General features: G+C 62.6%; 22 protein-coding genes. 9 read left to right on the top strand and 13 right to left on the bottom strand.

Annotation, left to right across the window (positions count from 1 at the left end; genetic code table 11):
* Positions 1-8: 8 nt before the first annotated feature.
* Both ASD07_RS10505 and ASD07_RS10500 read right to left on the bottom strand, forming a co-directional pair.
* Entirely contained in the window at positions 9-1,466 is a 1,458-nt protein-coding gene (locus ASD07_RS10505; protein WP_082507254.1) for a cyanophycinase, read from the bottom strand.
* Between the two features lie 78 nt (positions 1,467-1,544).
* On the bottom strand, positions 1,545-2,060 hold the full coding sequence (locus ASD07_RS10500) for a hypothetical protein (protein ID WP_229207115.1): 516 nt from the start codon (positions 2,058-2,060) through the stop codon (positions 1,545-1,547).
* Positions 2,061-2,122: 62 nt separating this feature from the next.
* Between ASD07_RS10500 and argH the strand changes: the two genes are divergently transcribed.
* Positions 2,123-3,520 (top strand): argininosuccinate lyase, encoded by a 1,398-nt coding sequence (gene argH / locus ASD07_RS10495; RefSeq protein ID WP_055929136.1) that lies wholly within the window; start codon positions 2,123-2,125, stop codon positions 3,518-3,520.
* Here argH and ASD07_RS10490 read toward each other — a convergent pair.
* The 3 genes from ASD07_RS10490 to ASD07_RS10480 all read right to left on the bottom strand — a co-directional run bounded on the left by ASD07_RS10490 (position 3,502) and on the right by ASD07_RS10480 (position 5,054).
* The gene (locus ASD07_RS10490; RefSeq protein WP_055929133.1) at positions 3,502-3,993 is read right to left on the bottom strand and encodes a hypothetical protein; all 492 of its coding nucleotides are present in this window, start codon (positions 3,991-3,993) and stop codon (positions 3,502-3,504) included. The two genes, argH and ASD07_RS10490, sit on opposite strands and share 19 nt — an antisense overlap.
* Positions 3,990-4,658 carry a class I SAM-dependent methyltransferase gene (locus tag ASD07_RS10485; RefSeq protein WP_055929130.1) on the bottom strand — a complete coding sequence of 223 codons (669 nt, stop codon included), beginning with the start codon at positions 4,656-4,658 and terminating at the stop codon, positions 3,990-3,992. Before ASD07_RS10485 ends, ASD07_RS10490 begins: the two co-directional genes overlap by 4 nt.
* An 81-nt stretch (positions 4,659-4,739) precedes the next feature.
* Positions 4,740-5,054: a metalloregulator ArsR/SmtB family transcription factor gene (locus ASD07_RS10480; RefSeq protein ID WP_055929126.1), complete on the bottom strand. Its 315-nt coding sequence runs from the start codon at positions 5,052-5,054 to the stop codon at positions 4,740-4,742.
* 225 nt (positions 5,055-5,279) lie between these two features.
* On the opposite strand from ASD07_RS10480, the gene ASD07_RS10475 reads away from it, so the two are divergent.
* The 3 genes from ASD07_RS10475 (at position 5,280) to ASD07_RS10465 (ending at position 8,348) form a co-directional block, all read left to right on the top strand.
* On the top strand, positions 5,280-5,822 hold the full coding sequence (locus ASD07_RS10475; protein WP_055929123.1) for a TRAP transporter small permease subunit: 543 nt from the start codon (positions 5,280-5,282) through the stop codon (positions 5,820-5,822).
* Positions 5,819-7,519, top strand: coding sequence for a TRAP transporter large permease subunit (locus tag ASD07_RS10470; RefSeq protein WP_082507253.1), 1,701 nt, complete (start codon positions 5,819-5,821; stop codon positions 7,517-7,519). Before ASD07_RS10475 ends, ASD07_RS10470 begins: the two co-directional genes overlap by 4 nt.
* A 97-nt stretch (positions 7,520-7,616) precedes the next feature.
* The gene (locus tag ASD07_RS10465) at positions 7,617-8,348 is read left to right on the top strand and encodes a hypothetical protein (protein ID WP_055929119.1); all 732 of its coding nucleotides are present in this window, start codon (positions 7,617-7,619) and stop codon (positions 8,346-8,348) included.
* 22 nt (positions 8,349-8,370) lie between these two features.
* On the opposite strand, the gene ASD07_RS10460 is transcribed toward ASD07_RS10465, so the two are convergent.
* From ASD07_RS10460 to ASD07_RS10450, 3 genes are read right to left on the bottom strand one after another with little or no spacing between them, the layout of a single operon-like run.
* Entirely contained in the window at positions 8,371-8,844 is a 474-nt protein-coding gene (locus ASD07_RS10460; RefSeq protein ID WP_055929114.1) for a hypothetical protein, read from the bottom strand.
* A gap of 5 nt (positions 8,845-8,849) precedes the next feature.
* Entirely contained in the window at positions 8,850-9,227 is a 378-nt protein-coding gene (locus ASD07_RS10455) for a glyoxalase superfamily protein (RefSeq protein ID WP_055931725.1), read from the bottom strand.
* Between the two features lie 38 nt (positions 9,228-9,265).
* Positions 9,266-9,928, bottom strand: coding sequence for a hypothetical protein (locus ASD07_RS10450; protein ID WP_055929111.1), 663 nt, complete (start codon positions 9,926-9,928; stop codon positions 9,266-9,268).
* Positions 9,929-10,278: 350 nt separating this feature from the next.
* Here ASD07_RS10450 and ASD07_RS10445 point away from each other — a divergent pair, with 350 nt between their 5' ends.
* The 3 genes from ASD07_RS10445 to ASD07_RS10435 all read left to right on the top strand — a co-directional run bounded on the left by ASD07_RS10445 (position 10,279) and on the right by ASD07_RS10435 (position 16,856).
* Positions 10,279-12,795: a M4 family metallopeptidase gene (locus tag ASD07_RS10445; RefSeq protein WP_055929108.1), complete on the top strand. Its 2,517-nt coding sequence runs from the start codon at positions 10,279-10,281 to the stop codon at positions 12,793-12,795.
* A 197-nt stretch (positions 12,796-12,992) separates the two neighbouring features.
* Positions 12,993-15,506 carry a M4 family metallopeptidase gene (locus ASD07_RS10440; RefSeq protein WP_055929105.1) on the top strand — a complete coding sequence of 838 codons (2,514 nt, stop codon included), beginning with the start codon at positions 12,993-12,995 and terminating at the stop codon, positions 15,504-15,506.
* A 123-nt stretch (positions 15,507-15,629) separates the two neighbouring features.
* Positions 15,630-16,856, top strand: a complete 1,227-nt coding sequence (locus ASD07_RS10435; protein WP_304439090.1) for a Xaa-Pro peptidase family protein — start codon at positions 15,630-15,632, stop codon at positions 16,854-16,856.
* Here ASD07_RS10435 and ASD07_RS10430 read toward each other — a convergent pair whose 3' ends face one another.
* Positions 16,857-17,303 carry a DUF2846 domain-containing protein gene (locus ASD07_RS10430; protein ID WP_055929101.1) on the bottom strand — a complete coding sequence of 149 codons (447 nt, stop codon included), beginning with the start codon at positions 17,301-17,303 and terminating at the stop codon, positions 16,857-16,859.
* Between the two features lie 117 nt (positions 17,304-17,420).
* On the opposite strand from ASD07_RS10430, the gene ASD07_RS10425 reads away from it, so the two are divergent.
* Positions 17,421-17,843: a hypothetical protein gene (locus ASD07_RS10425; protein ID WP_057247132.1), complete on the top strand. Its 423-nt coding sequence runs from the start codon at positions 17,421-17,423 to the stop codon at positions 17,841-17,843.
* A complete protein-coding gene (locus tag ASD07_RS10420) occupies positions 17,818-18,102 on the top strand; it encodes a hypothetical protein (RefSeq protein ID WP_055929090.1) in 285 nt (94 codons plus the stop codon). The genes ASD07_RS10425 and ASD07_RS10420 overlap by 26 nt, the downstream gene beginning before the upstream one ends.
* A 229-nt stretch (positions 18,103-18,331) precedes the next feature.
* On the opposite strand, the gene paaZ is transcribed toward ASD07_RS10420, so the two are convergent.
* Genes paaZ through paaK form a run of 4 tightly spaced genes read right to left on the bottom strand, consistent with a single transcriptional unit; the run spans position 18,332 to position 23,529 of the window.
* Entirely contained in the window at positions 18,332-20,377 is a 2,046-nt protein-coding gene (paaZ, locus tag ASD07_RS10415) for a phenylacetic acid degradation bifunctional protein PaaZ (protein WP_055929086.1), read from the bottom strand.
* Positions 20,378-20,390: 13 nt separating this feature from the next.
* On the bottom strand, positions 20,391-21,008 hold the full coding sequence (paaY, locus tag ASD07_RS10410; protein ID WP_055929084.1) for a phenylacetic acid degradation protein PaaY: 618 nt from the start codon (positions 21,006-21,008) through the stop codon (positions 20,391-20,393).
* A 2-nt stretch (positions 21,009-21,010) separates the two neighbouring features.
* A complete protein-coding gene (pcaF, locus tag ASD07_RS10405) occupies positions 21,011-22,216 on the bottom strand; it encodes a 3-oxoadipyl-CoA thiolase (protein ID WP_055929082.1) in 1,206 nt (401 codons plus the stop codon).
* Positions 22,213-23,529, bottom strand: a complete 1,317-nt coding sequence (paaK, locus tag ASD07_RS10400) for a phenylacetate--CoA ligase PaaK (RefSeq protein WP_055929081.1) — start codon at positions 23,527-23,529, stop codon at positions 22,213-22,215. Before paaK ends, pcaF begins: the two co-directional genes overlap by 4 nt.
* Positions 23,530-23,536 lie beyond the last annotated feature (7 nt).

The following is a 23,536-nucleotide window of genomic DNA, read 5'->3' as shown; positions in this document are numbered from 1 at the left end:
TCAGATCTTCATTTATATTTATATAGCGGCCGCGTGATTTCGATAGGCCGGATATCGAGGCGGATATTCAGCACCGAATACGCCTCAGCCACGCTGGAAACATAGCCCACCGTATCGGCCGTCTTGGTGAAGCGGAACTCGAAACCAAGCTCGGTGCCGCTGGCGCGCGGGTTGCCGCTGGCAATGCCGATCGCCTCTTCCTGGTTGCTGTCGATCAGGCGCTCCATCAGGTCGATCACGGCGTTGTTGCCCAGCACGTCGTTGCTGAACACTGCCCCCCGGCCCAGCGTGCGGGTAGGGTCGATACGCCCGCCGGCCTTGTCGTTGGACGGCAGGAACATGTGGGTGCCGATATTGAACTTGTCGCCCCGGTCGAGATAGCTGATCACGGCATTGCGCACCCCGAAGTGCGGCGCCTCCCTGTCCCATTCGGCCCGCGACAGGTCGATCAGCAAAGCGCCCTTGTAGCCGATGATTTCCACTTCACGTTGCGCATTCACCACCATGGCGCTGTCTTCGTCGATGCCAAGGCCGATCTGGTAACCCTTGGCCAGCATGGCCGGGATCATGCGCGCAAAGCGCCCGCGCACCAGCAAGTGCTGGTCCACGAATACGTCGTCGCCGATGAAGCCCAGGCCCGGCCCCAGTTCACGGCCATCCGCGATACCGGTCTGCAGCATGGAAAGGATTGCCTTCGGGTTGGCGAACATGGTGCTGCTCATGATGGCGGCACCGGCAGAGGAACCCGCAACGACGCCGCCGCGGCGGTACACGTCCCACACCGCTTCCAGCACTGCAGTCTGGGTGCCGTCTTCGCGCAGCAGTGCTTTGGTGATGCGTCCCTGGTCGCCGCCGGCGAAGTAGACGCCGTCCGATTCCCGGATTCTCCTGGCCAGCGCCGCATCGTCCGCGTTCTTCTTGTAATCGCTGCCTGCCAGGCGCACGGCAACGGGCACCAGGAAGGCATCCGCGCCCCACTTGCGCAGGTAGCCGATGATGGTCTGGGCCGAACGTTCCGGATTGCCCGCAGCGGAAGGAAAGACCGCAATGCGCGAACCCTTGCCGCCAGCCAGTTTCACAACGCGCTGCCACACATCCGCATTATCGCCGCGCAGGCCGCCGCCAATGATGACCAGCGAGCCTTGGTGGGCCGCTACGGGCGAAGGCGCGATGGCTGCCGATCCGCCGCTGACGGTCGCACTGGCGCCGGCCACGATGCGCACCGGGGCGGCCGTATCGGGCAGCGGCGGCGTCAAGGGCGGTGCAGTGGGAGGTTTGGCCGGCGCGTCCGGCGGCGTGGTGCTGGTGCGGGCAGGAACGGGATTCCTGGGCGGCGCTTCGCGGGCATGGATCGGAAGGCCGCATGCGGCTAGCAAAGCCAGGCCCAAACGGGCCAGGCCGGCGGGGGAGTGCAGCTTCACGATGGCCTCCTGTTCAGCTTGCTCGCTGGCATCGCTGCTAGACATCTGGGTAACACCTTTCCATCAGTGTAGCCGGACGCAACGGCGGAGTAAAACCCTATCGCGCGTCCGTGCACACTTTGTTTATTGCGGCTTCAGGTAGCGCTCCGGCAGCGGGGTCTTTTCGCCTTCCGGCTGCCACAGGAGTTGCGAAATCCACCACCGTTTGCCGTCGTTCACCAGCTGGATCGAGTTGATGCCGCGTACAAAAGGCTGTTCCGACGGCGCATGGCGCGCCTCATAGGTACTGAAAACCTGGGCAATCTGTCCAAATTCCTCACCCTTGCGCGCCAGTTCGGATTCGTAGAAGCCCTCCTTTGCAAAAACCGGCGTCACGCGGGTGATGTAGTCTTCCAGCGACAGTACGCGGGTGTTGTGCGCGCCATCCTTGCCCGTGCTATGCACCACCATGCGGCCATCGCTGCGGAACAGGGAACGCAGGCGCTCCCAGTCGCGCGCCTTGCCGGCCGGGCCGGAAATGCTGTCGTACAGGGCCGCCACGATGCTGTCCACCGATGCCGCATCGGACGCCCGCGCGCCCTGCGCGAACGCGCTACCGCTGGCCAGCACCAACAGTAGCAAACTTGCTAACTTCTTCATTGACTCTCCTACTAATTTATAATCGTTTGAATTTCTCGTGCAAATCTCACCGCAAAGCCACTATGACAGATCAATTCTCCAAGAAGGCGGAAGCCTGGTCCGCTCGTTTCTCCGAACCTGTTTCCGACCTCGTGAAACGTTACACCGCCTCGGTGTTTTTTGACAAGCGCATGGCCAAGGCCGACATCCAGGGTTCCCTGGCCCACGCCGACATGCTGGCAGCGCAAGGCATCATTCCGGCCGCCGACCTGGCCGCGATCCAGAAGGGCCTGGCCCAGGTCAGCGCCGAAATCGACGGCGGCCAGTTCGAATGGCAGCTGGACCTGGAAGACGTGCACCTGAATATCGAAAAACGCCTGACCGAACTGGTTGGCGACGCCGGCAAGCGCCTGCACACCGGCCGCTCCCGCAACGACCAGGTGGCCACCGATATCCGCCTCTACGTGCGCTCTGCCATCGACGACATCAGCGGCCTGCTGCAGCAGCTGCGCGGCGCCCTGGTCGACCTGGCGGAGAAGAACGCCGGCGTGATCCTGCCGGGCTTCACCCACATGCAGGTAGCGCAGCCGATCACCTTCGGCCACCATATGCTGGCTTACGTTGAAATGTTCGGCCGCGACGTCGAGCGCATGCAGGATTGCCGCAAGCGTGTCAACCGCCTGCCGCTGGGCGCCGCCGCACTGGCCGGCACCACCTTCCCGATCGACCGCCTGCGCGTGGCCAAGACCCTGGGCTTCGACGACGTCTGCCACAACTCGCTGGATGCCGTCTCGGACCGCGACTTCGCGATCGAATTCACCGCAGCGGCCTCGCTGCTGATGATGCACGTGTCGCGCATGTCGGAAGAACTGATCATCTGGATGAGCCCACGGGTTGGCTTTATCGACATCGCCGACCGCTTCTGCACCGGCTCCTCGATCATGCCGCAGAAGAAGAACCCGGACGTGCCGGAACTGGCGCGCGGCAAGACCGGCCGCGTCTACGGCCACCTGATGGGCCTCCTGACCCTGATGAAGGGCCAGCCGCTGGCTTACAACAAGGACAACCAGGAAGACAAAGAGCCGCTGTTCGACACCGTCGATACCGTGGTCGATACCCTGCGCATTTTCGCCGACATGGCAGGCGGCATTACCGTCAAGCCGGAAGCGATGCGTTCGGCGGCGTTGCAGGGCTATGCCACCGCGACCGACCTGGCCGACTACCTGGTGAAGAAAGGCCTGCCGTTCCGCGATGCGCACGAGGCCGTGGCGCATGCGGTGCGTGCTTGCGATGACCTGAAGATCGACCTGGCGCAGATGTCGCTGGAGCAACTGCGCGCGTTCTCGCCGCTGGTGGGCGAGGATGTGTTTGCAGTGCTGACCTTGGAAGGCTCGGTGGCGGCACGCGACCATATCGGCGGTACCGCGCCGAACCAGGTGCGCAGCGCAATTGCGCGCGTGCGTCAGCAGTTGGCCGGTTGAGCCTTGCGGGCATGGCGGATGCTGTTCGCCATGTCCCCCATCACAAAGCGGTGCATCGACCGGATCACCTGGTCCACCAGGAAGCGCCGCAGCATATTGTCCGCGCCTTTCGGCGCATAGCTGGTCGCCATGCTCACCAGCGTGCGCCCGTCCGGCAGGCGGGACAGGTAGATGCTGCCGCCCAGCAGCGCCAGATGCCGCTGGAACTGCTCGCTAGCCTGCGTCACGCTGAATTCAAGCGCCGCATTGTGGCTCGACCTGGTGATGCGCTTCAGGATGAACTGCTGGTCCCCGTACTCGCAGCGGCATAGCGTGCCGACCGTCTTGTGATCGCCGACCGTCCTCACCGGCAATGGCAGGGCCCAGCGCAGGAACCAGTTGGGCCGGCCTTTCACCTCCTCATAAAAACACACCTTTTCCCATACTTCCGCGATGTCGGCATCGATGATGCGTTCCGTTTGAGCGATATTCATTTTGTAGCACCCCTATGGTTTTTGGCAGTGAAGAAAGCGTTGCATCCGACCAGCCAGACTTCGACCTGGCTGAATCGTTGTGAAAGTTCGGCCTGCAGTGATTGCAGCGAGTCGCCGCGGTTGTTGACCACCTGCAGCCGGTTCATGAAGCCCATCAAGGCCCTGGCGTACCACGACATGGGGGCGCCCTTGCCAAGCAGCGTGTAGCCGAACAGCGTCGTCCCAGGCCCGCACAGAGGCGCGATGGCGTCGAAAATCCGGCCCTTTTCCTGCATCGTTCCCGGTGCGCAGTGAATCAGGCCGCCGATGCAGATCGAGTCCACCTTGTGCCCGATGGCGATCGGTTCGAAGGCATTGCGCACATGGCATTCCGGCGCAAAACGCTGCAGGCGCTGCGCAGCGTGGCGCAGGCAGTTCCGGTTCAAGTCGACCAGGGCGATCTGCTGCCTGCTTTCGTCAAGCCCGGCATGGTCCAGGAAATAACCGGTGCCCACGCCGATATCGGCGTGGCGCTGCCCGGCGTGGCGCCGGTAGATCCCGATGTAATGCCGCCCTTCGCATTTCCAGAAGATGCGGGTGAAGATCCCGATCACCAGGAAATCGTAAAGGCGGAGGAAAAAAGGCGTATAGGCCTTGATCCCGTGACGGTAGGTTCCAACGTCCATGCACTGCCCCTTCCTGAAAAAAAGCGCGCAGAGACCCCTGGCCTGAAAATGGCCAACATCGTGCCCGGGTGTACTGGCGTATTACGCTTCGCTGGCCTTTTTCTTGGCCTTGCTTTCGCGTTTGAGCGGCCCGGCTACCGGGCACAGCGCAAAGGCAAACTGCGTCAGCGTGTTCACGAGGTTGTCGGACATCAGCTTGTAATACACAAACTGGCCGCGACGCTCGCTGCTGACCAATCCTGCGCCTTCGAGGACGGACAAATGACGGGAAACCGCAGGCGCACTCATTTCAAAGCGTGAGGCAACCTCCCCTGCCGTCATCTCATGTTCCGAGAGGTAGGCGAGGATCAGTCGCCGCGGCGACGATGCCAATGCTTCAAAAACTTTGTCCGACATGCTGGTTTTCTGTTGAGGGACGCCGCAATGCGGCGCAAGCCTCTAGTCTATACCCGAAGGACGCTCCAGCCAATGCTGGAGGACTACTTTTTTACTAATTAAGCATTTAACTAATATCTTAAATGCTTAATTGTCATCCGTCCAGTTTTTTCCTACCCCGATTCAATTTGAAGGGATTCTCAGCTAATATCCTTGCAACAACTAATCCAATTACCAGGAGACGCAATGCAGGGTTTTCTTCGCCTGTCGCATTGGCTTGACCGCATCGGCTACCGCAGCGGGCAGCTGGCCAACGTGATGATTCTCGCCTCATGCTTCATCAGCGCCAGCAACGCCATGATCCGTTATGGCTTCGACTGGAGCTCCAATTCGCTGCTTGAAATGCAGTGGTACCTGTTTGGCGCTGCCGTCATGCTTGGCGCCAGCTATACCTTCCAGCGCAATGAACACGTGCGCGTCGACCTGGTCTACGGCCATGTCTCCGAACGCAAGCAATTGTGGATCGACATCTTCGGCATCATTTTCTTCCTGTTCCCGGCCTGCATCCTGTTTGCCTGGCTGTCATGGGAATCGCTGTTCCTGCCTTCCTGGGCCATCATGGAGCAATCGAGCAACGCCGGCGGCCTGCCGCGCTGGCCGATCAAGCTCGTGGTGCCTGTCGGCTTTGCCCTGCTCGCGCTGCAAGGCCTGTCTGAACTGATCAAGCGCATCGCCCACCTCACCGGCCGGGCCCTGTTGGACAGCAAATACGAAAGGCCAGTGCAATGATCCCCTTGGAGATGATGCCGCCGCTGATGTTCGGCGGCCTGGTCGTATTCATGCTGGTCGGCTTCCCGGTAGCGTTCTCGCTGCTGGCGGTCGGCCTGTTCTTCGGTTTTATCGCCATTACGGAAGGCTTCTTCGGCGTGCCCTTCCTGCAGGCGGTGCCGCAAAGGATTTTCGGCAGCGTGCTGGCCAACGACCTGCTGCTGGCGATCCCCTTCTTTACCTTCATGGGCGCAGTGCTGGAGAAGTGCCGCCTGGCGGAGGACATGCTCGACTCCATGGGCCGCCTGTTCGGCGGCGTGCGCGGAGGCCTGGGCTATTCGGTGATCATCGTCGGCTTCATCCTCGGCGCGATCACCGGCACCGTGGCGGCGCAGGTGATCGCGATGGCCATGATCTCGCTGCCGGTGATGATGCGCTACGGTTACCACATGCGCTACGCCACCGGCGTGCTGGCCGCCTCCGGCACCATCACGCAGCTGGTGCCGCCATCGCTGGTACTGGTGGTGCTGGCCGACCAGCTCAAGACCCCCACTGCCGCCGCCGACGTCGGCAGCATGTACCTGGGCGCCTGGGGCCCGTCGCTGGTGCAGATCGGCCTGTTCGCGCTATACACCTTTGCCCTGTCGCGCGTGAAGCCGGAGTGGCTGCCGGCCGCGCCGCAGAACGAACTCGGGCCGCGCGGCTGGGCACTGTGGAAGCAGTGCCTGCAAGGCATCGTGCCGGCCGCGGTGCTGATCTTCATGGTGCTGGGCACGATGATGCTGGGTGTCGCCACGCCCACCGAATCGGGCGCCATGGGCGCGCTGGGCGCGGTGATCCTGGCCGCCTTGCGCCATCCGGAATTCAACCGGCGCGACAAGATCGTGTTCCGCGTCGGCATGCTGGCCCTGCTGGCGGCAGCGCTGACCGGCGCCTTTGTCGAAGGCGCCAAGCCGGTGGTGCAGGCCGCGCTGGGCGTGCTGTACGTATGCGTGGCCTGGATCGTGATCCGCGCCAGCCAGATCAAGCCATTGCGCGACCTGATCGTCCTGAGCTACCAGTCCACCATGCGCCTGACCGCGATGGTGGTGTTCATCCTGATCGGCTCCACCTGCTTCTCGGTGGTGTTCCAGGGTGTGGATGGCGGGCTGTGGGTCGAGCACCTGTTCAACGGCATTCCAGGCGGCTGGATCGGCTTCCTGCTGGTGGTGAACCTGTTCGTGTTCTTCCTGGCCTTCTTCCTCGACTTCTTCGAGATCGCCTTCATCGTGGTGCCGATGCTGGCGCCGGTGGCGCAAAAGGTGCTGGCGCCGCAGCTGGAACCGCTCATGGGCAGCCCTGAAGCCGCGGCATCGGCGTCCCTGGTGTGGTTCGGCGTGATGTTGTGCGTGAACATGCAGACCTCTTTCATGCACCCGCCCTTCGGTTTCGCGCTGTTCTACCTGCGCGGCGTGGCGCCGAAAGAAGTGAAGTCGTCCGATATTTACTGGGGCGCGCTGCCTTGGGTGGGCCTGCAGATGCTGATGGTGCTGCTGGTGGCTGCGCTGCCGCAAACCGTCACCGCCTTCCTCGACCGCAGTACTGGCGGCAAGGTGGAATCAGGCGACCTGCGCATCGAGCAGCCGGCGCCGCCGGAATCGCTGCCGGCGCAAAAGCAGGACGAGGAACAGCAGCCGGAGCTGAATTTCTCGCAGCCTGAAGAAGAGAAGAAGAAGTAAGCCAAGGGTGCCTGATTATTTATATTGCAACCTTGTCGTGAAGTAACTATCCTGTGGTTTACGGTCCGCCTGCAGGGCCGACACCACAGGATGAACAATGTACAAGAAACTGCTGTTCCCACTCGCCGCCAGCGCAATGCTGGGCGGCTGCGCAAGCACTCCGCTGGTCGAACCGGATCGACTGGCAGCGCCAGCGTCCATCACTTGCATCCAGCTGCCTCAAGCGCTCACAGCCAGCGATACTGCCGGTATGCTGAAACTGGTGACTGAGACCCGCCTGGAACGCGGCCCATATGTATCGGAAAAAGAAGATGCGCAAGGCACTTATTTCCGCGCACCGCAAGGCGGCATCTCCATCTTCCAGCCTGGAAATCCCGGCGCCAAGCGAAGCCACAGTGACGGCGGCTTCTTCATGCCCAAGGACCCGTCAAAAATGCCGTCCATCTACCTGTATACGTCGATGGAAGGCGTAGCGCCGGAAGTGCCGGCCGAAGGCACCGGCTGCGCCAATGTCGGCTACACCAAGGACCCCGTCACCCACAAACTCAGTGTCGGACTGATGGCAACAGCTGGCGGCCTGGGTGGTGCAGCAGGCCGTGCGGTGGTCAAGAACAGCAGCCTCAGCTACGGGCAGGCAGCCGCCGGAGGTGCCGTCGCCGGCGCACTGGTGGCATACCTGGTGAACAAGGACATGGGCAAGATCACCACGCTGACGGTGGTCAAAGACCAGGCCGTGCTTGGCAAATTGCGCGAGCTTTCGGTGCAGGCCGTTGCGCTGGCAGTGCAGGAAAATCCCGCAGCGCCGGCTGCAGGCGCGGCACCGCAATAAGCGGCGCCGCCAGGGCGGCCCCTCAGTCGAGCGGGCCGCAGGCGCCCTTGGTGTATTCGGCCTCCAGCTTGTCGATATCGTTCTGGGTCTTGGACATCGCATCGAGCTGGGAATTGCGGCGGTTCTCATTGCGCTGGCCGTACAGCTCTTCACGGCGGGTACGCAGCGAATCGCAGCTGCTCTTGGCCACGCGCTTGCTGGCCGCTTCTTCCTTGGCCTCTTCCGCATCCACGTTGGCCTTTTTCTCGCGTGCCCGGCGGTTGTTCTCGGCCAGCTGATTCACGCGCTCGCGGTCTTCCTGGGCGCGCGCCTGGGCCGCTTTCGCCTGGGCAGCAGTCGGCGGCGGCGGGTAGTCGAGCGACGCGCCGCCGTTTTTGGGACAGGGCATGGACTGGTAAGTCACCTTGCCATCTATCGAACACTTGAATAGTCCCTGCGCACTGGCCTGCGATGCGGCGGCCATGCCAAGGAATGCGAACAACAGCGCTTTCTTCATTGCGCTTACTCCCAATGGGTCTGGGTCAAAAATTTGAGCCGGTTATTGTCTGGATCGAGAACGGACATGACACGCAGGTCCGCTCCCAAGTCATTGTTCGGCGCTTGCTCGACGTTCACGCCATACTCCAGGAAGTCGTCAAAGAGGGCGTCGACGTCCGGAACATAAAAGTGTACCAGCCCGCCGGGTTGGCAGTCGCCCGAATGTTCAGATAGGAAAATTTCCATGCCGTCGAGCATCATCGAGGCAAAGGCCGGCAAGCCGGGTTCGAATTGGTGGGCCCACTCTTCGCGGAAGCCGAGCGATTCATAGAAAGGCTTGCTGGCGGCGTAGTTCGCCACCCGCAATGCCGGCACCACCCGCTGCGTGTCTTTCAAGCCCATGCTGACTCCCTGTAGGTTTGCCCTACCGGGAGTGTACATCAGTGCTTGTGCGCGATCATGTTGGAGAGGACGCTGAAAGCGGCGCCTGTGTGTTCCTTCTCCAGCAGCAGGGTGAGTTCGGTATGGGTCGAGATCAGGTTGATCAGGTTGACCTTGTCCCATGCCAGCTTTTTCAGGATGGCGTGGTAGATGCCCGGCGTGCGCCAGGAATCGGCGGTCAGCTGCAGCGTGACGGCGTTCAGGTTCTCCAGCCGCGCCAGCAGGCGTTCGCCGGCGAAGATCTGTTCGACCAGGCCGATGAAGGGGCGGCTGCAGATCACCACCACCTCTTCGCTGCCACGGGTCACGGTCAGGTACAGGCCATGGCCGGTCCCCGAGCGCTCCAGCAGCTGGCGGTGGCATTCGTCAATGCGGTCCGAACGGCGGAAGGTGAATTCGACCAGGTCGGTGCGTGCGGTCAGCTGGCCGGACTGCTGGGCCAGCACGAGTTCCTGGGCATCCTTGTCCGGCAGGCGTCCGGCGACACGGCGCAAGGCCATGACCACGGCCGCCTGGCCGACGGGCTTCCACAGGTCGTTCTGGAGCTGCGGCTGCAGCTGGCGCGCCAGTTCCGACAGGTTGATCAAGCCACGGCGCAGACCTTCGCTCAGGAAGGGCGACTCCGCGACGATCCTTTCAACTTTGGTAGAAATAGACAACATGAGTGATGCGCCCTCACTAAGTGGTACGTCAAACAAACGACGGGCTAGTGTAAAACGCAAAATTCAACTAGTGCAACATGAGTGTGACAATTAGATACATATTTCTGTTGCATCCAACACGAAACTAGAAAAACACCTCTATTTCGTTGTAACTTCCCTACAAATCGCGCCAATCGTGCGCCATTTGGTCGCAAAGCGAGCTAGTTCAAGAACCACCCAAATGTAATCAAATGTCTAAAACTGAACAAAAAGTGTAGAACCGACTTATTTTGCAACTTTTTTGACTTGCATAAAGAACAGGCATAACTTCCCGCTCTCCCTACCACCCCCACCGCTCACAAGGAGAGCTGATGAACCTTCGCAAAAGCCTGCTGGCTGCAGCCGTAGCCGCCTCTTTCGCCCCTGCATTTGCAGGCGTCCTGCCAGAAAACATGATGGCCGCACCGGCCCAGCCGATGGGCCTTGAAGCCAGGGCCAACCTGGCTGCACGCCTGGACGCGCGCCGCTCCGCTGCTGGCCTGGATAGCGAGCACGGCTACAAAGTGCGTGAACAGCACCCTGGTGCCGGCGGCCAGCGCATCCTGCGCGCCGACCATACCTTCCAGGGCCTGCGCGTGTTCGGTTCCGAGTCCGTCGTTGTCACCGACGAAAACGGCGATATCGTGAGCGAATCCGCTTCCGACCGCCGCAACGGCCTGGATGCACACCGCTCCGCCCGGGCGACCGGCAAAGGCGCGCCTGACACCACCGCAGCTTTCAGCGCCGACGAAGCGATCCGCGTCGCTGTTTCACGCACTGCAGGCAAAACGCACCGCGTCAAGCCGGAAGCCGAACTGCTGATCTGGCCAGTGGTCAAGACCCAGCGCACCGCCGCTGCCGCCAACAAGGCAGAAAGCGCGCTCAATGCGACCGACGTGGAAGACGTGGTCGACCACTACGAGCTGGCCTACCTGGTCAAGACCCGCATGAACAAGGACGGCCGTCCAGTGTTCCGCGACACCGTGATCAGCGCTACCACCGGCGCCGTGATCAAGCAATGGGATGCGCTGCAAACCGTGGTCGGCGTCGGCCATAGCCAGTACAACGGCGACGTACCGATCAACACCACCCTGTCCGGCTCCACCTACAAGATGCTGGACTCGACCCGCGGCGTAGGCGGCACCTTCGGCGGCATGGCGATCACCAACGCCAACCACTCGCCTGAATCGAATCCACAGGCCGGCTCGATCTACACCAACAGCAGCAATACCTGGGGCGACGGCCAGCAGTACATCAGCGGCGGCAGCACCACCAACGCCAACGGCCAGACCGCCGCAGTGAATGCGCTGTGGGGCCTGATGAACACCTACGACACGCTGAAAAACGTGATGGGCTGGTCTTCGCTGGACGGCAACAACACCGCAACCTATATCGCGGTCCACGTCGACAACAACTACGACAACGCCTTCTTCGACCCGAACTGCAAGTGCATGTACATCGGCGACGGTTCCAGCTTCAACAGCCTGGGTTCGATCGATGTGATCGGCCACGAAATGGGCCACGGCGTAACCGACGCCACGTCCAACCTGACCTACTCCGGCGAATCCGGCGGTCTGAATGAGTCGAACTCCGACATCACCGGCGAAATGGTGGAAGCCTATGCCCGCAATGGCGGTACCGGCACCACCATCCCGACCGGCAACGACTGGATGATGGGCAAGGAGATTGCCAAAAACGGCCAGCCGCTGCGCTGGATGTGGAAGCCATCCAAGGACGGCTCGTCGAAGGACGCCTGGAGCAGCACCCTGGGCAACCTGAACGTGCACTTCTCCTCGGGCCCGAACAACCGCATGTTCTACTTCCTGGCCAACGGCTCCAACTCCTCGTCCTCGAGCGAGATGTACAGCTCTTACCTGAACAAGCAGCCATTGGCGATGACCGGTATCGGCAGCGACAAGGCGTTCCGCATCTGGTTCAAGGCCAACACCACCAAGTTCACCGCATCGACCAATTACGCCGATGCACGCACCAAGGTGATCCAGTCGGCTGAAGAACTGTACGGCGTAGGCAGCAAGGAATCGATCGCCGTCAAGCGCGCATACGCAGCAATCAACGTAGGCACCGACGTCGACGAAACCGGCGCCGGCACCGGCGTGTCGATCAGCACCCAGCCGAACAACATCACCGTGGCAGCAGGCGGCACCGCCAGCTTCACCGTGGGCGCGAGCGGCGGCACTTCGCCTTACAGCTACAAGTGGTACCGCAACGGCACCCAGATCTCGGGCGCCTCCTCGGCCACCTACTCGTTCACCGCGCAGGCTGCCGACAACGGCGCCGTGTTCAAGGCCGAGGTCACCGATTCGTCGTCGCCGGTGAAGACCGCGACCTCGAACAACGCGACCCTGACCGTGGGCACCACCCAGCAATCCGAGCTGGTCGTCAACGGCGGCTTCGAGTCCGGCACTACGCCATGGGCCGGCAGCACCGGCGTGATCGGCAACTACAGCGGCCAGTCGGCATACGAAGGTACCCGCTTCGCATGGCTCGGCGGTAACGGCGCCACCGCGACCGAAACCCTGTACCAGTCCGTGGCCATCCCATCGACCGCAACGTCGGCGAACTTCTCGTTCGCGCTGCATATCGACACCGCGGAATCGGGCAGCACCGCGTACGACAAGCTGGTGGTGACTGTGAAGAACAGCGCCGGCACCACCCTGGGCACCCTGGCAACCTACAGCAACGCGAACGCCGCCAGCGGCTACCAGGTGCGCAGCTTCAACCTGCTGCCGTACAAAGGCCAGACCGTGCGCCTGCACTTCAACATGACCGAAGACTCGTCGCTGCAGACTTCGTTCGTGGTGGATAAGGTCAGCCTGCAAGTCCAGTAATACACGGTCAAAGCAAGCAAAACGGGGTGGCGCCGAGGGGGGCCGCCCCGTTTCATTTGGTGACTATGGAACTGTAATCTATTGTCTAAAAATATACAAAATCTGTAAAACTGACTCATTTCATAAGTTTTTTGACTTGCACAAAAAACAGGCATAACGTCGTCTCTCCCACCAACCCAAGTTCCCTAGGAGAGTCGATGAAACTTCGCAAAAGCCTGTTGGCCGCAGCCGTAGCCGCCTCGTTCGCCCCTGCATTTGCAGGCGTCCTGCCTGATACCTTGATGGCCTCTCCCGCTCAGCCGATGAGCGTCGAAGCAAAGGCGAACCTGGTATCGCGCCTGGATTCGCTGCGCGCCGCGGCCGGCCTCGATAGCGAGCATGGATATAAGCTGCGCGAACAGCACCCGGGCGTCAACGGCCAGCGCATCCTGCGCGCCGACCATACCTTCCAGGGCCTGCGCGTATTCGGTTCCGAGTCCGTCGTTGTCACCGATGAAAACGGCAATATCGTCAGCGAGTCGGCTTCCGACCGCCGCGATGGACTGGACGCTTCACGCGCCGCCAAGGCCGCCGGCAAGGGCGCTCCCGACACCACCGCGGCCTTCAGCGCCGACGAAGCGATCCGCGTCGCTGTCTCGCGCACCCCTGGCAACCAGCATCGCATCAAGCCGGAAGCCGAGCTGCTGATCTGGCCTGTGGTGAAGACCCAGCGCACCGCAGCCGCCGCCAATAAAACCGAAAGTGCGCTGAATGCGACCGACGTGGAAGAAGTAGTCGACCACTACGAGTTGGCCTACCTGGTCAAGACCCGCATGAACAAGGACGGCCGTCCGGTCTTCCGCGACACCGTGATCAGCGCCAAGACCGGCGCCGTGATCAAGCAATGGAACGCCCTGCAGACCGTGGTCGGCGTCGGCCATAGCCAGTACAACGGCGACGTGCCGATCAACACCACCCTGTCCGGCTCCACCTACAAGATGCTGGATTCGTCGCGCGGCACCGGCGGCACCTATGGCGGCATGGCCATCACCAATGCCAACCACTCGTCGGCCAACAACCCGAGCCCGGGCGCGATCTACACCAACACCACCAACACCTGGGGCGACGGCCAGCAATACAACGGCGGCAGCACCACCAACGCCAACGGCCAGACCGCCGCAGTGAATGCGCTGTGGGGCCTGATGAACACTTACGACACGCTGAAAAACGTGATGGGCTGGTCTTCGCTGGACGGCAACAACACCGCGACCTATATCGCGGTCCACGTCGACAACAACTACGACAACGCCTTCTTCGACCCGAGCTGCAAGTGCATGTACATCGGCGACGGCTCCAGCTTCTACAGCCTGGGTTCGATCGACGTGATCGGCCACGAAATGGGCCACGGAGTAACCGACGCCACGTCCAACCTGACCTACTCCGGCGAATCCGGCGGCCTGAATGAGTCGAACTCCGACATCACCGGTGAAATGGTGGAAGCCTATGCCCGCAATGGCGGTACCGGCACCACCATCCCGACCGGCAACGACTGGATGATGGGCAAGGAGATCGCCAAAAACGGCCAGCCTCTGCGCTGGATGTGGAAGCCGTCCAAGGACGGCGCATCGCGCGATGCCTGGAGCAGCACCCTGGGCAATATCGACGTGCACTACTCCTCGGGGCCGAACAACCGCATGTTCTACTTCCTGGCCAACGGCTCCAACTCCTCGTCCTCGAGCGAGATGTACAGCTCTTACTTGAACAAGCAGCCGCTGGCGATGAGCGGTATCGGCAGCGACAAGGCGTTCCGCATCTGGTTCAAGGCTAACACCACCAAGTTCACCGCCTCCACCAACTACGCCAACGCACGCCTGAAGATGATCGAGTCGGCGGAACAGCTGTACGGCGTGGGCAGCGTTGAATCGACTGCCGTCAAGCGCGCTTACGCGGCGATCAACGTCGGCACCGACGTGGACGAAGCCAACCCGAACACGGTAACCATCACCACGCAGCCGAACAACGTCACGGTAGCTCCCGGCGGCACCGCTACCTTCTCCGTTGGCGCCACCGGCGGCACCGCGCCTTACAGCTACGCCTGGTACCGCAACGGCACCCAGATTTCGGGCGCCTCATCGGCTACCTACTCGTTCACCGCGCAGACTGCGGACAACGGTGCCGTGTTCAAGGCCATCGTCAGCGACTCTTCGTCGCCGGCGAAGACCGCCACCTCGAACAACGCCACCCTGACCGTAGGCACGATCCCTCCGCAAAGCGAGCTGATCGTCAACGGCGGCTTCGAGTCCGGCACTACGCCATGGGCTGGCACCACCGGCGTGATCGGCAACTACAGCGGCCAGACGGCGTACGAAGGTTCGCGCTTCGCATGGCTGGGCGGTAACGGCAGCACTGCTACCGAATCGCTGTACCAGACCGTCACCATCCCATCGACTGCCACGGCGGCCACGCTGTCGTTCGCACTGCATATCGATACTGCCGAAACCGGCAGCACCGTGTATGACAAGATGGTCGTGACCGTGAAGAACAGCTCCGGCACCACCCTGGGCACCCTGGCGACCTACAACAACACCATGCCTGCCAGCGGCTACCAGGTGCGCAGCTTCAACCTGCTGCCGTACAAGGGCCAGACCGTGCGCATCCACTTCAACATGACGGAAGACTACTCGCTGCAGACTTCCTTCGTTGTTGACAAGGTAAGCCTGCAAGTCCAATAAGCTGCACCATCCTGGCCGGTATGCGGCTATCGTCATCCCCGGATACGATAGCTGCATAGCCGGCTTTTTTGCGTCCTGGCGATGCTATGATGTTCCCCTTGTTTTTAAGGAGGCAGCATGGGCATTGGCATTGGCGGCAAGACAATCGAAGAGGCATTGGCATCCCTGTCGGACATGACAGCGGGCGCAACGCCGATCGGCAAGGATGAGCACCTGGCACGCATCGAAAAGGCACAAGTCTTCATGCGCCAACAAGGCATCGCGGCCATCTACATCAATGCCGGCTCCAGCCTGCTCTACTTCACCGGCACCAAGTGGTACCCGAGCGAACGCATGGTCGGCGCCATCCTGCCCGCCAGCGGCGCGGTGGAATACATCGCCCCTGCTTTCGAAGAAAACACACTGCAGGACTTCATGCTGGTGGAAGGTACGGTCAACTGCTGGCACGAGCACGAAAGTCCCTCCGCCCTGTTCATCGCGGTCCTGAAAAAGATAGGCATTGTGCCGAATGCCGCACAGCCGCCGCGCATCGGCATCGACGAAAGCGCCGCCTTCTTCATCTACGAAGGCATACGCCCGCTGGCCGAAGGCTATGCGCTGGAAAATGCACGAGCGGTCACGGCCCACTGCCGTACGCGCAAGTCGAAGACGGAAATCGCCCTGATGCAGCGCGCCAAGGACATGACCCTGGCCGTGCACGTCGCCACCGCCAGCATCCTGCGCGAGGGCATCACCACCACCGAGGTGGCGGAGTTCATCGACAAGGCGCATCGCAAGGTCGGTGCGCCGGCCGGCTCCTATTTCGTGATCGTGCTGTTCGGCGTGGCCAGCTCCTTCCCGCACGGCGTGTCGTACGTGCAGACGCTGAAGCAAGGCGACACAGTGCTGATCGACACCGGCTGCAAACTCCACAACTACATTTCCGACATTACCCGCACCTACGTGTACGGCGCAGCGAGCGAGCGCCAGCGCGCGGTATGGAATGCGGAGAAGGCGGCGCAACTGGCCGCGTTCGAAGCTGCCCAACTGGGCGTGCCGTGCGAAGAAGTGGACCAGGCCGCGCGCCGTTCACTGCAGGCGGCCGGCTTCGGCCCGGAATACAAACTGCCGGGCCTGCCGCACCGCACCGGCCACGGCATCGGCCTGGACATCCACGAATGGCCATACCTGGTGGGCGGCGACAAGACCCCGCTGGACGTCGGCATGACGTTCTCGAACGAGCCGATGATCGTGGTGCCTGGCGAATTCGGCGTGCGCCACGAAGACCACTTCTACATGGCGGATGATGGCCCGCGCTGGTTCACCAAGCCGTCCCACTCCATCGACGATCCGTTCGGCTTGCAAGCCTGATCAGTTGGCCTTGGGCGCGCCGGTGAAGTTCAGGGAAGGCAGTTCCCTGCGGGCTTCTTCGGCGCCTACCAATTCCAGCACCACGCGGCCGACTTTCTCTTCAAACTGCGCCTTGGTGCGTACGTATTTGGTTTCCCCTGGCTCAAGAACGAAATTGAGCTTCCTGGTGACACGGGTGGTGGCTGACGCTTCGTGCTTGCCGGCAGCGGCATCAACAAAGAAATAGCCGCCTGGAAGCGAATCCCCTGCCACCATCCCGTCCAGCATGACCGGAGCGGCCATGCCGCCCCCGGTGAAGGCGTCAACGCGGTAGAAATACACGCGGCCCTGGCCGGCCGACAGCTTCGGCATGACGGCTTCCTGCTGCGCGAACCTGGTGCCGGATACCGCCGTGCAGCCGGTAAGCAGGGCCATGGCGGCAATCCCCGCCAGCGATACACATTTCATGACTAACCTTATGATGTTAAGAGCAGAGCAGCCCGCAGTGTAGCGAATCCTTGCCCGCTTGTGGCACTTCACCGTCGTTTCATTCTGAGCGCATACAGGCCCGCTACAGTGCAGGCCATGAACATCCCTACCTCCATGCAGCGCGTCATGTACGCCCACCTTCTTGCGGTCAGCTGCGCCGCTGTGACCTTCGTCTTCGGCAATGAGCTGTGGGACTTCGTCGTGAACGGCGACAAAACCTTCCGCTTCCCGCTTGCCACCGTGGTACTGGCATGGGTCATGGCTTTCGCGGCCTCGGTCCTGCCCTATGCCGGCGCCATGACCCTGGCTGTGCGCCGCAACATTCGCAGCCCCAGCTTCTTCATTGGCGGTGCGATCCTTACGGCCATGGCATTCCTGCCTTTGCTGGCGTGCGCCTACTCCCCGCGCCACCTGGTGCGGCTGGCCCCCATGCTTTTCCTTGCCGGGCTGGCAGCGGGTAGCTCTTGCTGGCTTGTGCTAAAGTCGGCGCATTATGAAGATACTGTTCCTGCTATTTAGCGCGCTGCTGGTCGCGGCGCTGGTGACGGACCGGCTGCGGCAGTGGCGCGGCGGGAGACGGAATGAACGCGGCGCCTGTGCGCTGTGCGCCGCTGAAATCAATTGGAATACCTACGAGGAGCTGCCGCTGGCAAGCGGCGGCGGTGCGAAGATGCGGGTTTGCCAGCGCTGCCATGCGCGCCACTACAAATTGAAGTGGTCCGCCGTGGCATTGATCGTTATGGCCTTTGCCGGCGTCGTCTACATAATGGCGATGTAGCGGCGTTTCACAGCCACTTCATACTCGCAGCACATTCGCCCGCTACAGTGCGGGACATGAAAAACACCATCACCTTCCGCCGCGCTTGTGCAGCATATCTTGCCGCCGTCACGGCCTCCGCCGCCTGCGGCGATGAGCCCGCGCCACTGGAGATGTTTTTTGAACTTGCCCTTCACCTCGCAGCAAGCGGGGCCGCCGGCGGCGCCGCTTGCTGGTACGTGCTGCAGCGTCAGGCGCGCTTGGACACCAGGGTGAGGATGTCGTAGCTGGCCACCAGTTCATCGTTCTGGTTGGTCACCTGCACGTCCCACGCCACCACGCCCTGGCCGCGGCCTTTGTCGTCGGTGCGGTTGCGGTCGACCTTGCGCTTGCAGGTCAGGCGGGCGCGGATGGTGTCGCCGATTGCCACCGGGGTGATGAAGCGCAGGTTGTCCAGCCCGTAGTTTGCCAGCACGGGTCCCGGCGCCGGCGACACGAACAGGCCGGCCGCCGCCGACAGCACGAAGTAGCCGTGGGCGATGCGCTTGCCGAACTGGGTATCCCTGGCCGCGATCTCGTCGAAATGCATGTAGAAGTAGTCGCCCGAAATGCCGCCGAAGTTGACGATGTCCGCCTCGCTCACGGTGCGGCGATGGGTCAGCAGCGAATCGCAGATTTCCAGGTCTTCAAAGCACTTGCGGAACGGATGGATATCGCCTTCCCTGACGGCGCCGCCGCGCACGTACTCGCCGGTGATGGCAGTCAGCATGGTCGGCGAGCCCTGCACAGCAGCGCGCTGCAGGAAGTGGCGCACTGCGCGGATGCCGCCCAGTTCTTCACCGCCGCCGGCACGGCCAGGACCGCCGTGTTTCAGCTGCGGCAGCGGCGAGCCGTGTCCGGTGGAATCGACAGCGGATTCACGGTCCAGCACATGCACGCGGCCGTGCGATGCGGCAGCAATCGGCACCGCGTAAGCAGCGATAGCAGGGTCCTTGGTAATCAGCGAAGACACCAGGGAACCTTTGCCGCGCGCCGCCAGTTCCAGCGCTTCATCGATGGATTCGTAGGTCATCATCGTGCTGACCGGGCCGAAGGCTTCCACCTCATGTACCGCGTCGTTGCTTAGGGCGTTGCGGCACAACAGCAGGGTTGGCGGGAAGAAGGCCCCATTCTCGACTCCCTCGCCGACCAGCTTCAGCGCGCCAGCACCGCCGAACAGGATCTCATTGCCCTTCGCCAGTTGCGTCACGCGCTCAGCGACGTCGCGCTGCTGGTCTTTCGAAGCCAATGCGCCCATGCGCACGCCTTCCACCGACGGATCTCCCACCACGACTTTGGCCAGGCGCTCGCGCAGCTTCTCCGCCACCGCGTCCGCATGCTGGCGCGGCACGATGATACGGCGTACGGCGGTACATTTCTGGCCCGCCTTGGTGGTCATTTCACGCTGTACTTCCTTCACGAACAGGTCGAACTCCGGATCGTCCGGCGTGACGTCCGGCGCCAGGATGGCGCAGTTCAGCGAATCGGCTTCGGCGGTGAACGGCACCGAATTGGCAATCAGGTTGCGGTTGGAGCGCAGCTTGGCAGCCGTATCGGCGGAACCGGTGAAGGTGACCGCGTCCGCGCCGCCCAGGCGGTCCAGCAGGTCGCCGGTGCTGCCGATCACCAGTTGCAGCGAGCCTTCCGGCAGCAGGCCGGAATCGTTGATCATGCGGATCAGGGCTTCGGTCAGGTAGGAAGTCGCGCTGGCAGGCTTGCCGATGCACGGCATGGCCGCCAGGAAGGATGGCGCGAACTTTTCCAGCAAGCCCCAGATCGGGAAGTTGAAAGCGTTGATGTGCACGGCAATGCCGCCGCGCGGCACCAGGATGTGGGTGCCGGAGAAGCCGCCGCGCTTGCCCAGCGCCATGGCCGGGCCTTCGTGCAGCACGTTCGACGAAGGCAATTCGCGGCTGCCCATGCTGGCGTAGGCAAACAGGGTGCCGATGCCGCCTTCCACGTCGACCCAGCTATCCGGGCGGGTGGCGCCGGTCAGGTGCGAGATCGCGTACAGTTCCTCCTTGCGCTCCATCAGGTACGTCGCCAGGGCTTTCAGGCGCTGGGCGCGGGTCTGGAAGTCCAGCTTCATCAGGGCCGGGATACCGGTCTTGCGGCCGTAATGCACGGCTTCGGCGAAATCCAGCTGTTCGGCGTGGGTGTGGTAGATGACGCGGTTGTCCAGGGCGCTGTGCAGCGCGGTTGCCGCTTCCTTGCCTTGCCAGCGGCCGCCGATGAAGCTTTGCAGGGTGTGTACCATTTGTAGTCTCCGATTACTGTTTATTGTCGAATGCTTGCTTGTGCAGGTGCATTGGCAGCGAAGTGTCCCATTGCATGCGCTGGCGGCCAGGCGCCGCCTCGGTGTCGGGCTGGCACTCCACCATGGTCTGCATCGAGCGCACGGCCAGCTCGTGGTACTGGCCGGTGCCCAGCGTCTTCCACGCGATCTCGCTGTCGCTGACTTGGCGCAGGATCCGGGCCGGTGCGCCGACCACCAGGCTGCGCGGCGGGATATCCATGCCCGCTTTGACAAAGGCTGCGGCGCCGATAATGCTCTCGGCGCCGACCACCGCGTTATCCATCACCACCGCGTTCATGCCCACCAGTGCATTGCGGCCGATGCGGCAACCGTGCAGCACGGCGCCGTGGCCGATATGGCCATCCTGCTCGACCACCGTGTCGCCGCCCGGGAAGCCGTGCATCACGCAGGTGTCCTGCACATTGGCGCCCTCCTCCAGGATCAGGCGCCCGAAGTCGCCGCGCAGCGAAGCCAGCGGCGCCACATAGCAGCGCGGGCCGACGATCACGTCGCCGACCAGCACCGCGGTCGGGTGCACATAGGCCGTCGGATGCACAACCGGCCGCACGCCATTGATTTCGTAGCAGGGCATGGTCAGACCCGCTCGATCACCAGCGCGATGCCCTGGCCGACGCCGATGCACATGGTGCACAGAGCGTAGCGGCCGCCGGTGCGCTCCAGCTGGTTCAGTGCGGTGGTTACCAGGCGTGCGCCCGACGCGCCCAGCGGGTGACCGATGGCAATGGCGCCGCCATTCGGGTTGACGCGGGCATCGTCGTCTTTCAGTCCCAGGTCGCGCGTCACGGCCAGGCCCTGCGCGGCAAAGGCTTCATTCAACTCAATCACATCCATCTGCTCGATGGTCATGCCCAGTTGCGCCAGCAGCTTCTTGCTGGCCGGCGATGGGCCGAAACCCATGATGCGCGGCGCCAGGCCGGCAGTCGCCATGCCAAGCACCTTGGCACGCGGCTTCAAGCCGAACTTGTCGACTGCCGCGGCCGACGCCAGCAACAGCGCGCAGGCGCCGTCGTTGACGCCGGAGGCGTTGCCGGCGGTGACCGTGCCGTCCGGCTTGACCACGCCCTTCAGCTTGGCCAGTGCCTCGATGGTGGTGTCGGGACGCGGGTGTTCGTCAGTGTCGATGACTTTTGGATCGCCTTTCTTTTGCGGAATGGTGACCGGCACGATCTCGCCTTTGAAGAAACCTGCCGCGTGGGCGGCTGCCCAGCGCTGCTGGCTGCGGATGGCGAAAGCATCCTGGTCGGCGCGTGCAACCGCCCATTGCTCGGCCACGTTCTCCGCCGTCTCCGGCATGGAGTCGATACCATACTGCGCCTTCATCAGCGGATTGACGAAGCGCCAGCCGATGGTGGTGTCCTCGATTTTTGCGCTGCGCGAGAAGGCGCTATCGGCCTTGCCCATCACGAAGGGCGCGCGGGTCATGCTCTCGACGCCAGCGGCGATCAACAGCTGTGCTTCGCCTGACTTGATGGCGCGCGCCGCGATGCCCACGGCATCCAGCGAAGAGCCGCACAGGCGGTTGATGGTATTACCGGGCACTTCCACCGGCAAACCCGCCAGCAGGCCAGCCATGCGGCCCACATTGCGATTGTCTTCGCCGGCGCCGTTGGCGCAGCCGCAGTACACGTCGTCCACCTGCTTCCAGTCGACGGAAGGGTTGCGCGCCATCAGGGCAGCGATCGGAATTGCAGCCAGGTCGTCGGCGCGTACGCCAGCCAGCGCGCCGCCGTAGCGGCCGAATGGTGTGCGAACGGCGTCGCAGATGAATGCTTCGGTCATTGTTGTTCCTTAGGTCGTTTATCGATTACTCGTTTGGCCTTGCCGGTCGCGGTGCGCTCGATGCCGCCCACGCCTACCAGCGTAACGGTCGTACTCACGCCGACATTGGTCTTGATACGTTGCTCCAGTTCGCGCGCCACGTCGCCGGCATCGGCGCGGGCCAGCCCGGCGCGCAGCTCCACCAGCACTTCCAGCTTGTCGAGGTGGCCGTCGCGGGTCACGACGAGCTGGTATTGCGGCTCGAGCTTGGGCAGCTTGCAGATCTGTTCTTCGATCTGGGTCGGGAAGACGTTCACGCCGCGGATGATCAGCATGTCGTCCGAACGGCCGGTGATCTTGCCGATACGGCGCATGGAGCGCGAAGTCGGCGGCAGCAGGCGGGTAAGGTCGCGCGTGCGGTAGCGGACTACCGGCATGGCTTCCTTGCTCAGGGAAGTGAATACCAGTTCGCCCTCCTCGCCGTCCGGCAGCACTTCGCCGGTTTCCGGGTCGATGATCTCGGGATAGAAATGGTCTTCCCATATCACCGGGCCGTCTTTCGATTCGATGCATTCGCTGGCCACGCCCGGCCCGATCACTTCCGACAGCCCGTAAATGTCCACCGCGTCGATGCCGGCACGGCGTTCGATCTCGCCGCGCATGGCGTTGGTCCACGGCTCGGCGCCGAAGATGCCGACCCGCAGCGAGGATTCGGCGCAATCGAGTCCCTGGCGCTGGTATTCCTCGACGATATTCAGCATGTAGGACGGCGTCACCATGATGATCGATGGCTTGAAGTCCTGGATCAGCTGCACCTGCTTTTCAGTCTGGCCGCCGGACATCGGGATCACCGTGCAGCCGAGGCGTTCGGCGCCGTAGTGCGCCCCCAGGCCGCCGGTAAACAGGCCATAGCCGTAGGAGATGTGCACCATATCGCCGGCGCGGCCGCCGGCGGCGCGGATGGACCGCGCCACGACGTCGGCCCACATGTCGACATCGCGCTGGGTGTAGCCAACCACGGTCGGCCTGCCGGTAGTGCCGCTGGACGCATGCACCCGCACGACTTTTTCGCGCGGCACGGCAAACAGGCCGAAGGGATAGTTGTCGCGCAGGACCTTCTTGTCCGTGAACGGGAACCTGGCCAGGTCGGACAGCGACTTCAGGTCGTTCGGATGCACACCCTTCTCGTCAAAGGCCTTGCGGTAGTGCGGCACGTTTTCATAAGCGTGCATCAGCGACCATTTCAGGCGTTCCAGCTGGAGCGACTGCAATTCATCACGGCTGGCGCGCTCGATCGGCTCCAGGTCGGAAGGGGCGGGAATGCGTTGGACCACGGTGCTA

This window comes from Duganella sp. Root336D2 (genome assembly GCF_001425005.1).
Classification (GTDB): Bacteria; Pseudomonadota; Gammaproteobacteria; order Burkholderiales; family Burkholderiaceae_D; genus Rugamonas.
Note: the sequence above shows the minus strand (reverse complement) of the source record. Positions and strands in the feature narration are given on the sequence as shown.